Source organism: Streptomyces solicamelliae (assembly GCF_045348655.1).
Lineage (GTDB): Bacteria > Actinomycetota > Actinomycetes > Streptomycetales > Streptomycetaceae > Streptomyces > Streptomyces solicamelliae.
Genome location: NZ_CP160404.1, coordinates 253555 through 267491 on the forward strand (window position 1 = coordinate 253555; position 13937 = coordinate 267491).

The following is a 13937-nucleotide window of genomic DNA, read 5'->3' on the forward strand; positions in this document are numbered from 1 at the left end:
ACGGCAGTCTCAACGCCGCCGGAGCCCCCGGGGTGTCGTGCGCTCGTCCATGACCACTCGCGTCACGGAGCGCCCGAACGCACGACCTATTGCCACGACCTCTAGAATTGAAGAGTTCTTCAATTCGTCAGTTGGAGGGGTGACGTGACCACGTTCGGTGAAGCAGTACGGCAACGCGTCCGTGCGGCGCGCTCCCGGCTCGAGGAGGCGCGGGCGGCCGGTGACGCGTACGACGCGGCACTGGCCGAGGACGAACTGGACGACGCGCTGCGACTGGCCCGCAAGCACGGTATCGACCCGGACGACGCGGGCGCCCCCGCGGAAGGGGTCGGTGAGGCGTGAAGACCGTCCCGGTCCCGCTCTACCAGGCGAAGGCGGAGTTCTTCCGCATGCTCGGACACCCGGTGCGCATCCGGGTCCTCGAACTGCTGCAGGACGGGCCGCTGCCGGTCCGCGAGCTGCTCGCGGCGATCGAGATCGAGCCGTCGAACCTCTCGCAGCAGCTGGCCGTGCTGCGCCGTTCGGGGATCGTGACGGCCACCCGCGACCGCTCCACGGTCGTGTACGAGCTGGCCGGCGGGGACGTCGCCGAGCTGCTCGCCGCGGCGCGGCGGATCCTGTCCGAGCTGCTCGCCGGGCAGCAGGAGCTGCTGGCGGAGCTGCGCACCGCCCCCGAGCCCCGGGAGGGCCGATGACGAGCAAGGACGACAGCATGACCGAGCAGGAACCCGCGCGGACGTCCGCGAAGGGGAACGACGTGGAGCGCTGGAAGGAGCGCGGCGTGATGCTGCGCGTCTTCGTGTACGTCTTCGCCACGCACGCCTTCGCGGGCTTCGTGTGGCTGCTGTTCTACGTGGGGCAGAACGCCCAGAAGTAGGAACGCACGGGCGCAGAACCGCACGGAGGCAGAACTGCACGAAGGAGAAACTGCTGCGGAAGCAGGAGCGCGTCACCCTCATTCGGGCCAGTCGTCGCTCCGCCACTCCCGCTGCTCCTCGCCGCAGTCCCGGTGCGCGGCCAGGGCGGTGCCCAGGTCGGCGTGGACCTTCATCGGCGGGCCCGAGCCGTCCGGCACCAGGGAGCCGTCCGGCGGCATGGCCGCGAGCTCCAGGGACCGGCCCGCGTCGGCGAGCCGTCGCGCTGCGTCGGCGACCGCGAGCTGACCGCCCGCCGACCAGCCCCGCAGCCCGGTGAGGTCCAGGATCACCGGCCCCCTCCCCCGGGCCAGCGCCCAGCCCACCGCCCCGGTGAACTGCGGCACCGCCTCCGCGCCCAGGTGCCCGGCCAGGGAGAGCACCCCGAGCCCGGTGTGGGTGGTGTAGCGCCATTCGAGCGTCATCGTTCCGCCTCCGTCCGCCGAGAGCGCTCGGGATCCACTCGACCACGGTCCCCCGCGCCGTGCTCGACGAGCGCACGGCCCACGCCGTGCTGCGCGCGGGCCCGGAAGGGGCGCAGCATGGAGGTAGCAGACGCGTCGGCGGGCGGAGGGAGTGACGGGTGACGGCCGAGTCCTTCCGGGCGGCGGAGGAGGAGGGGCGGCCGGGTGTGCCGTCGGAGGCGCAGGAACAGGCGGATGCGCCGTCGGGGCAGCAGCCGGATCAGTCGGGTGCGCCGCAGGAACAGCCCGGTGCGCCCGCGGAGCCGCGGGGGCTGCTCGACGTGCTCGGGGTCGCGGCCGTGGTCCTGGACGTGGAGGGGCGGATCGTCTTCTGGAGTCCGCAGGCCGAGGAGCTGTTCGGGTACGACGCGGCCGAGGCGCTGGGCCAGTACGCCGCCCGGCTGCTGGTGGGGCCGGAACACCTGGAGAAGGTGGTCCAGCTGTTCGCCCGGGTCCTGAGCAGCGGGGAGAGCTGGGCCGGGGCGTTCCCGATACGGCACAAGAGCGGCGGGGAGATCCTGGTGGAGTTCCGCAACATGCGGCTCCAGGACGACCTCGGGGATCTGTACGCACTGGGCATCGCCGTCGACCACTCCACCGTCACCCGGGTCGAGACGGATCTCGCGCTGTCCGACAAGCTGGTCGCCCAGTCGCTGACGGGCATGGCGATGCTGGACACCGATCTGCGGTACGTGCTGGTCAATCCGGCTCTGGCCCGGATGAACGGGGTTTCGGTCGAGGAGCACATCGGCCGCCGGGTCGGCGAGGTGCTGCCGGACGTGGACGCCGAGGCGCTGGAGGGACTGCTGCGGGAGGTCCTCAGGACCGGGGTGCCGGTCCTGGAGCAGTACACGATCGGCCGGACGCCGGCGTACCCGGACGAGGACCGGACCTGGTCGGTGTCGTTCTACCGGCTCGACGACGCCCAGGGGCGGGTGCTCGGTGTGGCGGGCTCGGTGGCCGATGTGACCGAGCGGCACCTGGCGTCCCTGGAGGCGGAGCGGAGCCGGCGGCGCCTCGCGCTGATCGCGGACGCCTCCGTACGGGTGGGCACCACGCTGGAGGTGGAGCGCACCGCGCGGGAGCTGGCCGACGTGACGGTGCCGGAGCTGGCCGACGTGGCGGCGGTGGACGTTCTGGACCATGTGCTGTCCCGCCGCCGCAGCGGCACGCCGCACGGCGGTCCCGAGCTGTTCCGGGCGCTGGCCGTGAAGGGCGACAGCAGCCCCAAGGCGCTGGAGGCCGCCGACCCGGTCGGCAGCCCCGCCATGTACAGCGCGGACCGCCTGGTCACCCGGTGCGCGCGCACCGGGCGTCCGGTGCTGGTGTCGCACGTGGAGCCGGCCGACCTGACGCGGATCGCCCGCAGCCCGGAGGCCGCGGAGCTGCTGCGGGACGCGGGGGTGCACTCGTATCTCGCGGTGCCGCTGATCGCGCGCGGCGAGGTCCTCGGGGCGCTCGACCTGAAGCGGACCGTGAATCCGCTGCCCTTCGACGAGGACGACGTGCTGCTGGCCGGGGAGCTGGCGGCGCGGGCGGCGGTCAGCATCGACAACGCCCGCTGGTACCAGAGCGTGCGCAACTCCGCGGTGACGCTGCAGCGCAGTCTGCTGCCCGGCCGTCCGCCGAGCGCCGCCGGGGTGGAGGTGGCCGCCCGTTACGTGCCGGCGCACGCGTCCAGCGAGGTCGGCGGCGACTGGTACGACGTGATCCGGCTGTCCGGCGACAAGACGGCGCTCGTGGTGGGCGACGTCATGGGCAGTGGCATCGACGCGGCCGCGACCATGGGCCGGCTGCGCACCGCGACCCGTGCGTTCGCGGATCTGGACCTGGATCCTGCGGAGGTGCTGCGGCATCTGGACCGGATCATGCAGGAGCTGGAGCACTACATCGCCACCTGCCTGTACGCGGTCTACGACCCGCGGGTGGCCGAGTGCGTGATGGCCAACGCCGGTCATCTGCCGCCGGTGCTGGTGCCCGAGACGGGCGGCCCGGCGGCGCTGGTGGAGCTGCCGACGGGGGCGCCGCTGGGTGTCGGCGGGGTGGAGTTCGAGACCACGCGGGTGCCGTTCGCCCCGGGGGACGAGCTGGTGCTGTACACGGACGGGCTGGTGGAGACCCGGAACGATCCGCTCGACGAGCGCCTTGCCGCGCTGGTGGCGCTGCTCGACGAGGGCCGCCGCCCGCTGGAGGCGACCTGTGACCGGCTGCTGCAGGCGATGCGCCGCCCGGAGGACCCGGACGACGTGGCGCTGCTGATCGCGCGGAGCCGGACGCCCGGAGGTGGGGCCGCATGATCATGCGGAGCGAGCGGCCGAAGGGCCCCCGGCTCCTGGGCAGCGTCGCCGGTCAGGTGTTCGTCCTGACCGCGGTGATCGTCGTGCTGCTGAGCGCGGCGGCGGTGGTGGCTCTGGTGCTGCAGGCGCGGTACGACAGCGAGCGCGACGCCCGCAACCGCTCCCTGGCCGCCGCGGAGACGCTGGCGCACGCGCCCGGCATCGAGGCGGCGCTGGAGTCGCCGAGCCCGACGGCGGTGCTGCAGCCGCTGGCGGAGGCTGCCCGGAAGGCGTCCGGCCTGGACTTCATCACGGTGATGACGCCGGACGGCGTCCGCTACACCGACGCCCGGCCCGAGCTGATCGGCCGGCGCGCCGCCGGCGACATACAGCGCGCGGCGGGCGGCGAGTCGTTCACCGAGCTGTACACGGGCGCCCCGGCGGACGGGGTGCGGGCGATCGTCCCGGTCCGGGACACCCACGGTGTGGTGATCGGGCTGGTCAGCACGGGCATCGAGCTGGAGAACATCTCGGACGTGGTGGAGGGCCAGCTGCCGGTGATCGTCAGCGCCGGGGTGGCGACGCTGATGCTCGCCATCGGCGGCGCCTTCCTGATGAGCCGAAGACTGCGGCGGCAGACCCGCGGGCTGGGGCCCGACGAGCTGTCGCGGATCAACGAGCACCACGAGGCGGTCCTGCACGCCGTGCGCGAGGGCGTCATGATCATCGGTCCGGACCGCCGGCTGATGCTCGCCAACGACGAGGCGCGCCGGCTGCTCGGCCTGACGGCCGAGGCGGAGGGCCGGCATGTCACGGAGCTGGGGCTGGAGCCGCGTACGGCGGCGCTGCTCGCGTCCGGGCGGGAGGCGACGGACGAGGTGCACCTGTCGGGCGACCGGCTGCTGGCGGTGAACGTGCGCCCGACCGAGGGCCTGGGCGGCAGGCACACCGGCACGGTGATGACGCTGCGGGACTCGACGGAGCTGGCGTCGGTGTCCGGGCGGGCGGAGGAGACCGGGCGGCGGCTGCATCTGCTGTACGACGCCGGTGTGCGGATCGGCACCACCCTGGACGTGGTGCGGACGGCGGAGGAGCTGGCGGACGTGGCGGTGCCGCGGTTCGCGGACTTCGTCACCGTGGAGCTCCTGGAGCCGGTGCTGCGCGGCGAGGAGCCGTCGGGCGCGTACACGGAGATGCGGCGGGCGGCGCTGTCCGGGGTCCGGGGGGAGACGCCGCTGCAGCCGGTCGGGGACGTGATCCGGTTCGTGGTGTCGACGACACCGATGGCGGTGGCCCTGGACAATCTGCGCGCGATCCTGGTGGCGGATCTGACGACGGCGGACGGCTGGCGCGCCCAGGATCCGGAGGGCGCGGCGCAGGCGCTGTCGTACGGGCTGCACTCGCTGATCACCGCCCCGCTGCAGGCCCGCGGTGTGGTCCTGGGCATGGCGAACTTCTGGCGGGCGGACGCGCCGGAGCCGTTCGACGACGAGGACCTGTCGTTCGCGGAGGAGCTGGCGGCGCGGGCGGCGGTGTCGATCGACAACGCCCGCCGGTTCACCCGCGAGCACACCATGGCCGTGGCGCTGCAGCGCAGTCTGCTGCCGCGGGCGCTGCCGGAGCAGACCGCGGTGTCGGTCTCCTCCCGGTATCTGCCGGCGGAGGCGGGGGTGGGCGGCGACTGGTTCGACGTGATCCCGCTGCCGGGCGCGCGGGTGGCGCTGGTGGTCGGCGACGTGGTGGGGCACGGCGTGCACGCGGCGGCGACGATGGGCCGGCTGCGCACGGCGGTGCTGAACTTCTCGACGCTGGACCTGCCGCCGGACGAGCTGCTCGGCCATCTCGACGAGCTGATCGACCGGATCGACCGCATCGACCACGCGTCCGGCGTGACGGACGAGGAGAGCGGGCCGGACCGGGCCGAGATCCGTGCCCGCATCACCGGCGCGACGTGTCTGTACGCGGTGTACGACCCGACGAACGGGCGCTGCACGCTGGCCAGCGCCGGCCATCCGGGGCCTGCGCTGGTCCATCCGGACGGCCGGGTGGAGTTCCCGGAGATCCCGGCGGGGCTGCCGCTGGGCCTGGGCGTGGGCGGGGTGCTGTACGAGTCGGTGGAGCTGACCCTGCCGGAGGCGAGCCGGCTGGTGCTGTTCACGGACGGGCTCCTGGAGGACCGGGGCCGGGACTTCGACACGGGGCTGCGGCTGCTGCGGGACGCGCTGGCCCGGCCGGGCCGTACGCCCGAGCAGACCTGTGCGGACGTGCTGGCGGCGCTGCTGCTGCCGGCGCCCAGCGACGACATCGCGCTACTGGTCGCGGAGGCGCGGCTGCTGGAGGCCGGGCGGATCGCGCAGTGGGACGTGCCGGCGGATCCGGCGGCCGTGGGGCAGATCCGGCAGGCGGCGTCGGCGCAGCTGGCCGCCTGGGGGCTCGACGACATCGTGTTCACCACGGAGCTGATCCTGAGCGAGCTGGTCACGAACGCGATCCGGTACGGAGGGGAGCCGATCCGGGTGCGGCTGCTGCGCGACCGCGGGCTGATCTGCGAGGTGTCGGACAGCTCCAGCACCTCCCCGCACCTGCGGTACGCGGCGACGACCGACGAGGGCGGCCGCGGCCTGTTCCTGGTGGCGCAGCTCGCCGAGCGCTGGGGCACGCGGTACACCGAGCGGGGCAAGGTGATCTGGGCGGAGATGGAGACCGGCGGCGGGAACGCCGACGCGGAGGCGCCGGTGCCGGACCTCGACGCGCTGGAGCGCCTGGCCTGGTGACGCCCCACGCCCGTTACCAGAGATCGATTCGGTGACGACAGCCAGGATTCCGCCATAAGTTACCGGTCGGTTTGTCGTGACTTCGCATGCTCGCGCCAGTAGAACAGGCTCCCATTCTGTCGAGCGTGAGGAAGGTCACATGAGTGACTCCACCTTGCACGACGGGCGCCCACAAGGCGTCTCACGGCGAAGAATCATCACAGGAACAGGTTCTCTTCTCGGCGCGGCGGCACTGGCCGGTCCGCTTCTTTCCACGGCCGCACAGGCCGCCCCGGCCGCGGCCCCCGCACTCCCGTCCGGCGCCCGGATCCCGGTCCTGGTGATCGGCACCGGCTACGGCGGTTCGGTCGCGGCGCTGCGGATGGCGCGGGCGGGCGTCGACGTGCACATGGTCGAGATGGGCATGGCCTGGGACACCCCCGGCGCGGACGGCAAGATCTTCGCCAACACCACCCGCCCCGACCACCGCTCCTTCTGGCTGCGCACCCGGACCAAACAGCCCCTCAGCCAGTTCCTCGGCTATCCCCTCGACAAGGACATCCCCTGCTACACCGGGATCCTGGACGCCGAGGAGTTCGCCGGCATCACCGTCTACCAGGGCCGCGGCGTCGGCGGCGGCTCGCTCGTCAACGGCGGCATGGCGGTCACGCCCAAGCGGGAGAACTTCCCGGCGATCCTGCCGTCGGTGAACGCCGACGAGATGTACGCGGTCTACTACCCCCGCGCCAACGCCGGTCTCGGCGTCACCGCGGTCGACCCGGCCTGGTGGGAGAGCACGGCCTGCTACCAGTACGCCCGGGTGGGCCGCAAGCACGCCCAGCGCTCCGGGTTCCCGTTCGTCTTCGTGCCCAATGTGTACGACTGGGAGTACATGAAGCAGGAGGCGGCCGGGGCGGTGCCGCGCTCCGCGCTCGAGGGCGAGGTGCTGTACGGCAACAACCACGGCAAGAAGACGCTGCAGAAGACCTATCTGGCCCAGGCCCGTGCCACCGGCCGGGTCACGATCTCACCGCTGCACAAGGTCACCACGGTCACCCCGGCGGCCGGCGGCGGCTACACCGTGATGATCGACCAGCTCGACACCGGCGGGGCCGTCACGGCGACCAAGACGGTGACCGCGGACCGGGTCTTCTTCGCGGCGGGCAGCGTCGGCACCAGCAAGCTGCTGACCCGGCTGAGGGCCACCGGCGCGCTGCCCGGCCTCAACGACGAGATCGGCAAGGGCTGGGGCGACAACGGCAACGTCATGTGCGGCCGCGCCAACCACATGTGGGACCCGACCGGCAAGCTCCAGTCGTCCATGCCCACCGCGGGCATCGACAACTGGGCCGCCGGCGGCGCGTTCGCCGAGGTCGCGCCGCTGCCGACGGGCATCGAGACGTACGCCTCGTTCTACCTGTCGATCACGAAGAACCCGCACCGCGCCCAGTTCGCCTGGAACGCGGCCGCCGGCCGCGTCGAACTGGACTGGCAGACGGCGTGGAAACAGCCGTCGATCGACATGGCGAAGAGCATCTTCGACCGGATCAACTCGAAGGAGGGGACGATCTACCGCACCGACCTGTTCGGCGCGTACAAGATCTGGGGCGACCACCTGACGTACCACCCGCTCGGCGGCGCGGTGCTGAACCGGGCCACCGACAACTACGGGCGGCTGCACGGCCATCCGGGCCTGTACGTGATCGACGGCGCGCTGATCCCCGGCAACGCCAGCGTCAACCCGTTCGTCACCATCACGGCCCTCGCGGAACGGAACATCGAGCACATCATCGCCGCCGATCTGTGATCGGCCGTCAATGCCCGGGCAGTACGCACACGATGTCGAGGCCGAGGACGCGGTTGAGCCGGCCGAACGCCAGCCAGGAACCGATGCTCATGGTGAGCTCCACGATCTCGGTCTGGCTGTACTGCCCGGTCATGCGGGACCAGAACTCCTCGTCGAGCCCGTGGTGGTCGAGCGCGTACCGCTCGGCGTACTCGGCGGCCAGCCGGGTCCGCGTGTCGAAGGCGTCGGTGGTGCGCCAGGCGCTCACCGCGTCGGCGAACTCCTCCTCGACCTTCTCCCCGTCCCGCTCGGTGCGCCAGTCCAGGCAGAACGCGCAGCCGTTGAGCTGGGCGATCCGCAGCCGGGCGGCCTCGAACTCGCGCAGCCCCAGGGTGGTGTGCTCGTAGACGGAGAGCGAGAACGCGGCGGCGGCCGGGCCGATGCCGGGCACCATCTCGCCCCACACGTACAGGATCGGGTCCTGGCCCTCGGGGATGTCGATCATCATGGCTGCGGCTTCCTTCCCAGTTTGCCGACGGCGGGGCGGAGCGGGACGTCCAGGGCGTCGTAGAGCCCGGGCGGGGCGGCGGCGAGCCAGTCGAGCGCGCCGACGAGGCGGCCGACGGCGGTGGCGTTGCCGCCGGCGGAGCGGTTCGCGTCCTCGTCGACGGCCTCGACGGTCACCTCGATGCGCGGCCGGCCCTCGACGATCACACGGTGCGCCCCGTCGCCGTTGGGCGGGGCGGGCCAGTCGGGGGCGCAGGAGGGGTGGATGCGGGTGATGTGCTCGATGACGAGGCGGGGCTCGCCCGCGACGACCCCCTGCACCTCGAAGCGGACCGCGCCCTGGGTGCCGGCCTCGAAGACGCCCATGGTGCGGGTCGTCACGGCCGTGTCCAGGGGGCGGCGCAGCAGGGTCTCGCGGATCTCGTCCAGTTCGACGCCGAGCGCGCGGGCCATCAGCCGGAGCTGGCCGCCCCAGACCATGGTCGGCACGCCGGGCAGCAGCATCGGCGGCTCGTACTCCAGGGGATGGCCCATGCCGATGAGGTCGCGGACGGACTGCTCCTGCTCGTACGTGGAGTAGTCGAAGATCTCCTGGCAGCGGACGACGTCGACGGTCGTGCCGAGCCCGCTCACGAGCAGCGGCAGCACGTCGTTGCCCCAGCCGGGGTCGACGCCCGAGACGAACAGCGAGCCGCCGCCCTCCGCGACGGCCGCCTCGACGGGCTCGCGCCACTCGGCCGGGGCGCTGCGCGGGTCGTACAGCGGGTACAGCGCGGGCGTCACGACCACCGCGCCGGCCCGGACGGCCGCCACGACGTCGGCCAGGGCCTCGTCGGGGCGCAGATCACCGGAGGCCGCGTAGACCACGGCCCGGGGCTTCGCGCCCAGGACGGCGGTCACGTCGTCGGTGGCCTCGACGCCCAGCTTCCCGTCGAGACCGGCGAGTTCGGCCGCGTCGCGGCCGACCTTGGCGCGGCTGTGCACCAGGACGGCGTCCAGCCGGAGCGCCGGATGGGCGGCGACGGCGCGGATCGCCGCGCGGCCGACGTTGCCCGTACCCCACACCACCGTGGAAATCATGCGCGGAAGATAGCGGCGGGGAGACGAGGTTCCCAGAGGCGTGCGCGGATAATTCGGACGGGACGCGCGCGGCACGAAGTGGATCTTTGGGTGGATTGGGTGCGTATAGGGTGTCCGGGCAGATTCGTTTCCCTGAACCTTCCGGAGAGTCATCGGTGAGTGTCGCAGTCGAGCCGTCCGAGACCGCCGCGGTCCCGTCCCCGTCCGAGGAGTGGGTGGAGCCCGGCGCGCGGCCGGTGTCCGAGGCGGAGGTGCCCGAGGCGATCGTGCGCGACGCCCGGGACTTCGGGGCGTACGCCCGTACCGGCGGCTGGACCTTCGCGCTGAAGGTGGCCCGCAGCGTCCGCCCCGGCGGGCAGCCGGCGGCGGACTCCGCCAAGGTCTCGGCGAAGGCGTTCGGTGAGCTGGCGGGCTGCTCGGCGGAGCGGGTGATGCGCTTCTACAAGGCGTGGGACCTGGCCGCGGACGACGGGCTCGTGCCGCACTTCGAGGCGCTGACGCCCGGCGGGGACGTCGCACTGCCGGACGCGGACGTGTGGCTGTCGTACTACTCCTCGCGCTCCAGCGCGGGCTCGGTGCGCGGGCACGCGATCACGGCCGCGGCGGAGGCCGAGGGCATCCGGCCGACGAAGGCCCTGGAGGTCGCGGAGAACCCGACCGCGCTGCGGGCCGCGATCCTCGCCGACCCTGGCACGGCCGAGGCGGCCCGGGCCGCGCTGCTCGACCGGATGAAGGAGGATCCGGCGCTGCAGACCGAGATGGCCCGAGCGATCGCCCGCACGGACGGTCTGAAGAAGGCGGTGGCGGAGGAGAGCCGGGCGGCGGACCGGATCGGCTATGTCCGCCAGATCGCCGAGAACGGCCGGATCCGCACGCCGGCAGGGCAGAAGGTGGACGCCCCCGCGGAACTGCGCGCGGAGGCCGAGCGGCACCTCTCCCTGATCGACGAGCTCGACGACTCGGAGGACGCCGGCGAGTGGGCCGGCGAGGCGTACGAGACGATGAAGGGCCTGGTCGCGAAGACGGTCGACGACGACCCCGAACTCCGCGTCCAGGAACGGAAGACGAAGTTCTACAGCAGCCTCCAGAAGGCCACGAAGGTCTTCGAGGAGCTGACGCTCGACGACGCCGCGGACCTCGACGACATCTACGAGGACGACATGGTGCAGCGCCTGGAGGCGCTGCAGGAGGCAATCACGACCTGTATCAGCGCGCTGCGGAAGGCTTCCCCTGGAGCCGGGGCCGGGGCCGGGGCGCGCTGACCGTCCGCGGCCCGGGGCTCAGCTCCGGGCCGCCGCGGCCTCGCGTGCGATCCGGTCCAGAGTCGTCCGCATACCGGCGCGGTTGACGGCGATCCGGCGCTCGGGGTTCGTCCCGGCGAAGACCGCGCCGAGCCGGTCCGCGATCCTGCCGGTGCGGCCGCCGGTGCGCAGGTCCTGCCAGAACTCGGTGACCCGGGTGCCCGTGCCCTCCGGCTCGAAGCGGTAGCCCCAGCGGGCGATCGGCAGTCCGAACGCGCCGATGTCGAAGGTGAATTCACGGTCCTGGCTGGCCCGCGTGACCCGCCCGGTGGTGAACCAGAGGAACGGCCCGCGCCGGTTGAGCCCGACGAACCGGGTGCCGCTGCGGACCGGCGGGGCCGAGACGAGCACCTTGCGGCACTCGGGGCTCCAGCGGCCCATGTTGCGCAGATCCGACACGAGCCGGTACACGGCCTCCGGCGCCGCGTCGACGACCGTGCTCTCCTCCAGGCTCCGCACCCGCTCCATGCCCCTGCTCCCCTTCCGCCGCACCGACCTTACCGGCGGGTAGGCTACCGGCGGAGCGCCGCTTCGGGCAGCCCCTAGTCCGGTACCGGATCCTGGAATCCCCGGCGCCGCGCCGCCCCGGGACGGCACCGCAGCAGCCGCCCGACGATCAGCCGCGCACCACGCCGCGCGCCGTGCCGGTGCAGCGCCCGGAGCGCGTACGTGGAACAGCTCGGTGTGTAGGGGCAACAGGGCGGGCGCGCGGGGCTGACCTCGGTGCGGTAGTGGTGCACGGCGCCGTAGAGCGCGCCGGCCAGCCGCCCGGCGGGCCGGGGAGCGGCGGGGTCGGCCCGGTGAGCCGGGCCCCCGCGCTGCACCAGTGCGGAGAAGAGCGCGGTCAGCGCGAAGACCGAGCAGCAGGGACCGGTGGCGGCACAGCCGTCGAGCGCGCCGGCACAACACCCCTCCTCGCCGCTCTCCTTGCGCTTCCGCCGCTTCGCGGCCCTGCGTTCCGCCTGGTCACCGGCCATCCCTCGGCCTCCTCCCCGTCCGCCGCGATCATACGGACGGCGACGGTGCGGGGTACGAGGCAGGGCCGCGCTCGCTCTTGCGCGGCCCTGCCGGTCGGGGTGAAGCGGCCGTGCTACTTCACGTTGACGGCCTTCCAGGCCGCCGCGACCGCGGTGTACTCGGCGCTGCTCGCGCCGTACAGGTCGGTCGCCGCCTTCAGGGTCGCCGTGCGGGCGCCCGCGTAGTCGGTGGAGCTGGTCATGTAGGTGGAGAGCGCCTTGTACCAGATCTTGTACGCCTTCACCCGGCCGATGCCGGTGAGGGTGGAGCCGTCCGCGGTCGGGGAGTCGTAGCTGACGCCGTTGACGGTCCTCGCGCCGCTGCCCTCGGCGAGCAGGAAGAAGAAGTGGTTGGCCACGCCGGAGGAGTGGTGGACGTCGAGACGGCCGACGTTGCGGTCCCAGTAGTCGGCGGAGCTGCCGTCGCGGCTGGGCTTGTCCATGTAGCGCAGCGGGGTGCCGTTGCCGCGGATGTCGATCTTCTCGCCGATGAGGTAGTCGCCGGCGTCGGAGGAGTTGTTCGCGAAGAACTCGACCGAGGTGCCGAGGATGTCGGAGGTGGCCTCGTTGAGGCCGCCCGACTCCCTGCTGTAGCGCAGGCCGGCGGTGGCGGCGGTCAGACCGTGCGTCATCTCGTGGCCGGCCACGTCGAGCGAGGTGAGCGGCTTGGCGTTGCCCGCGCCGTCTCCGTACGTCATGCAGAAGCACTGGTCGGACCAGAAGGCGTTGACGTACGCGTTGCCGTAGTGGACGCGGGAGTAGGCGGCGGCGCCGTCGCCGCGGATGCCGTTGCGGCCGAGCTCGTTCTTGTAGAAGTCCCAGGTCACGGCCGCGCCGTAGTGGGCGTCGACGGCGGCGGTCTGACGGTTGCCGGGGGTGCCGTCGCCCCAGACGTCGTCGGCGTCGGTGAACAGGGTGCCGGTGCCGGTGCTGCCGCCGTTCAGGTCGTACGTCTTGTGACCGCCGCGGGCGGTGTCGGTCAGCGTGAACGAGGGCGCGGTGCCGAGGGTGACGGTGCCGCTGTACTGGCTGGTCCCGGAACCGGTCTCGATGGCCTCGTAGGCGTACAGCTCCTTGCCGGAGGCGGCGTCGGTGATCACGTGCCGCTCGCTCGGGGTGCCGTCGGCCTGGACGCCGGTGACGACGGTCTCCCAGGCGAGGACGGGCTTGCCGGTGGCGGCCCAGATCACCTTGCGGGCGGAGGACGCGGCGGCGCCCTTCGCCTCGGACGCGGCGACGGCGGACTTCTTGGCGGAGGCGGCGGGGACGGCGGCGTCCGTGCCGGCCACGGCTATCTTCGCGGTGGTCGCCTTGGTCGTGGACCGAACGCCGTTCTTCTTGTGGTGCACGACGAGGTCGCCGCCGAGGACCGGGAGGCCCTGGTAGGTGCGCTCGTAGCGGGTGTGGACGGTGCCGTCGGCGTCCTTCACGACGTCCCGGACGACGAGGGCCTCGTGCTGGGACAGGCCGATGGCGCGCGCGGTGGCGGCGGCACCGGACTGCGCGCCCTCGATCGCGGCGGTGCGCTCGGCGGCGGTCAGGACGACGGCGGTGGCCGCCGCCTCGCGCTCGGCGGCGGAGACCCCGGTGGTTCCGGCGCTGGCGGAACCGCTCTGGACGCCGACGGCGACCATCGCGGCGGAGGCGATCAGCGCGGCGGCACGTGCGGTTCGCGCACGCTTCCGGGTGGTGGGGATGAGGGGCGAGGACTGCTGGCGGGTCACGCGGGCTCCTTCGCTGAAGGTGTGGGGGATGGTTCAGCGGCAGCGAGCGTGCCAGCGCCCGACCTCGATTGACAGGTCTGCAACAAGAATTTGACCATGACTTGTCCGTTGCCCGG

13 protein-coding genes are annotated in these 13937 nt (G+C 72.8%); 7 read left to right on the top strand and 6 right to left on the bottom strand.

Annotated elements, in window-relative coordinates:
* The first annotated feature begins 144 nt into the window (after positions 1–144).
* The 3 genes from ABZO31_RS01275 to ABZO31_RS01285 are packed head-to-tail and all read left to right on the top strand — an operon-like array spanning position 145 to position 877.
* Positions 145–342, top strand: coding sequence for a hypothetical protein (locus ABZO31_RS01275; RefSeq protein WP_406858935.1), 198 nt, complete (start codon positions 145–147; stop codon positions 340–342).
* The gene (locus ABZO31_RS01280) at positions 339–695 is read left to right on the top strand and encodes an ArsR/SmtB family transcription factor (protein WP_406858936.1); all 357 of its coding nucleotides are present in this window, start codon (positions 339–341) and stop codon (positions 693–695) included. Before ABZO31_RS01275 ends, ABZO31_RS01280 begins: the two co-directional genes overlap by 4 nt.
* 17 nt (positions 696–712) lie before the next feature.
* On the top strand, positions 713–877 hold the full coding sequence (locus ABZO31_RS01285; protein WP_406865227.1) for a DUF6126 family protein: 165 nt from the start codon (positions 713–715) through the stop codon (positions 875–877).
* 78 nt (positions 878–955) lie between these two features.
* Here the strand turns inward: ABZO31_RS01285 and ABZO31_RS01290 are convergent, their stop codons facing one another.
* The gene (locus ABZO31_RS01290; RefSeq protein ID WP_406858937.1) at positions 956–1339 is read right to left on the bottom strand and encodes an STAS domain-containing protein; all 384 of its coding nucleotides are present in this window, start codon (positions 1337–1339) and stop codon (positions 956–958) included.
* Between the two features lie 206 nt (positions 1340–1545).
* Here ABZO31_RS01290 and ABZO31_RS01295 point away from each other — a divergent pair, with 206 nt between their 5' ends.
* The 3 genes from ABZO31_RS01295 to ABZO31_RS01305 all read left to right on the top strand — a co-directional run bounded on the left by ABZO31_RS01295 (position 1546) and on the right by ABZO31_RS01305 (position 8214).
* Positions 1546–3675 (top strand): SpoIIE family protein phosphatase, encoded by a 2130-nt coding sequence (locus tag ABZO31_RS01295; protein WP_406865228.1) that lies wholly within the window; start codon positions 1546–1548, stop codon positions 3673–3675.
* Entirely contained in the window at positions 3672–6428 is a 2757-nt protein-coding gene (locus ABZO31_RS01300; protein WP_406858938.1) for a SpoIIE family protein phosphatase, read from the top strand. The genes ABZO31_RS01295 and ABZO31_RS01300 overlap by 4 nt, the downstream gene beginning before the upstream one ends.
* A gap of 139 nt (positions 6429–6567) precedes the next feature.
* A complete protein-coding gene (locus tag ABZO31_RS01305) occupies positions 6568–8214 on the top strand; it encodes a GMC oxidoreductase (RefSeq protein ID WP_406858939.1) in 1647 nt (548 codons plus the stop codon).
* A gap of 7 nt (positions 8215–8221) precedes the next feature.
* Here the strand turns inward: ABZO31_RS01305 and ABZO31_RS01310 are convergent, their stop codons facing one another.
* Entirely contained in the window at positions 8222–8701 is a 480-nt protein-coding gene (locus ABZO31_RS01310; protein ID WP_406858940.1) for a carboxymuconolactone decarboxylase family protein, read from the bottom strand.
* Positions 8698–9780 carry a dihydrodipicolinate reductase gene (locus ABZO31_RS01315; protein WP_406858941.1) on the bottom strand — a complete coding sequence of 361 codons (1083 nt, stop codon included), beginning with the start codon at positions 9778–9780 and terminating at the stop codon, positions 8698–8700. Before ABZO31_RS01315 ends, ABZO31_RS01310 begins: the two co-directional genes overlap by 4 nt.
* Before the next feature lie 155 nt (positions 9781–9935).
* Here ABZO31_RS01315 and ABZO31_RS01320 point away from each other — a divergent pair, with 155 nt between their 5' ends.
* Positions 9936–11042 carry a hypothetical protein gene (locus ABZO31_RS01320; protein WP_406858942.1) on the top strand — a complete coding sequence of 369 codons (1107 nt, stop codon included), beginning with the start codon at positions 9936–9938 and terminating at the stop codon, positions 11040–11042.
* 18 nt (positions 11043–11060) lie between these two features.
* On the opposite strand, the gene ABZO31_RS01325 is transcribed toward ABZO31_RS01320, so the two are convergent.
* The 3 genes from ABZO31_RS01325 to ABZO31_RS01335 all read right to left on the bottom strand — a co-directional run bounded on the left by ABZO31_RS01325 (position 11061) and on the right by ABZO31_RS01335 (position 13731).
* Complete coding sequence (locus ABZO31_RS01325; RefSeq protein WP_406858943.1) at positions 11061–11549, bottom strand: SRPBCC family protein; 489 nt, start codon at positions 11547–11549, stop codon at positions 11061–11063.
* A gap of 74 nt (positions 11550–11623) precedes the next feature.
* Positions 11624–12058 carry a membrane protein insertion efficiency factor YidD gene (gene yidD, locus ABZO31_RS01330; RefSeq protein WP_406858944.1) on the bottom strand — a complete coding sequence of 145 codons (435 nt, stop codon included), beginning with the start codon at positions 12056–12058 and terminating at the stop codon, positions 11624–11626.
* A 113-nt stretch (positions 12059–12171) separates the two neighbouring features.
* Positions 12172–13731, bottom strand: coding sequence for a M4 family metallopeptidase (locus ABZO31_RS01335; RefSeq protein WP_406865229.1), 1560 nt, complete (start codon positions 13729–13731; stop codon positions 12172–12174).
* Positions 13732–13937 lie beyond the last annotated feature (206 nt).

Excerpts from the sequence above, each read along its gene's own strand:
- ABZO31_RS01285 (WP_406865227.1), top strand. The coding sequence starts at position 713 with ATGACCGAGCAGGAACCCGCGCGGACGTCCGCGAAGGGGAACGACGTG.
- ABZO31_RS01335 (WP_406865229.1), bottom strand. The coding sequence starts at position 13,731 with ATGGTCGCCGTCGGCGTCCAGAGCGGTTCCGCCAGCGCCGGAACCACC.
- ABZO31_RS01315 (WP_406858941.1), bottom strand. The coding sequence starts at position 9,780 with ATGATTTCCACGGTGGTGTGGGGTACGGGCAACGTCGGCCGCGCGGCG.
- ABZO31_RS01290 (WP_406858937.1), bottom strand. The coding sequence starts at position 1,339 with ATGACGCTCGAATGGCGCTACACCACCCACACCGGGCTCGGGGTGCTC.
- ABZO31_RS01325 (WP_406858943.1), bottom strand. The coding sequence starts at position 11,549 with ATGGAGCGGGTGCGGAGCCTGGAGGAGAGCACGGTCGTCGACGCGGCG.
- yidD (WP_406858944.1), bottom strand. The coding sequence starts at position 12,058 with ATGGCCGGTGACCAGGCGGAACGCAGGGCCGCGAAGCGGCGGAAGCGC.
- ABZO31_RS01310 (WP_406858940.1), bottom strand. The coding sequence starts at position 8,701 with ATGATGATCGACATCCCCGAGGGCCAGGACCCGATCCTGTACGTGTGG.
- ABZO31_RS01305 (WP_406858939.1), top strand. The coding sequence starts at position 6,568 with ATGAGTGACTCCACCTTGCACGACGGGCGCCCACAAGGCGTCTCACGG.
- ABZO31_RS01300 (WP_406858938.1), top strand. The coding sequence starts at position 3,672 with ATGATCATGCGGAGCGAGCGGCCGAAGGGCCCCCGGCTCCTGGGCAGC.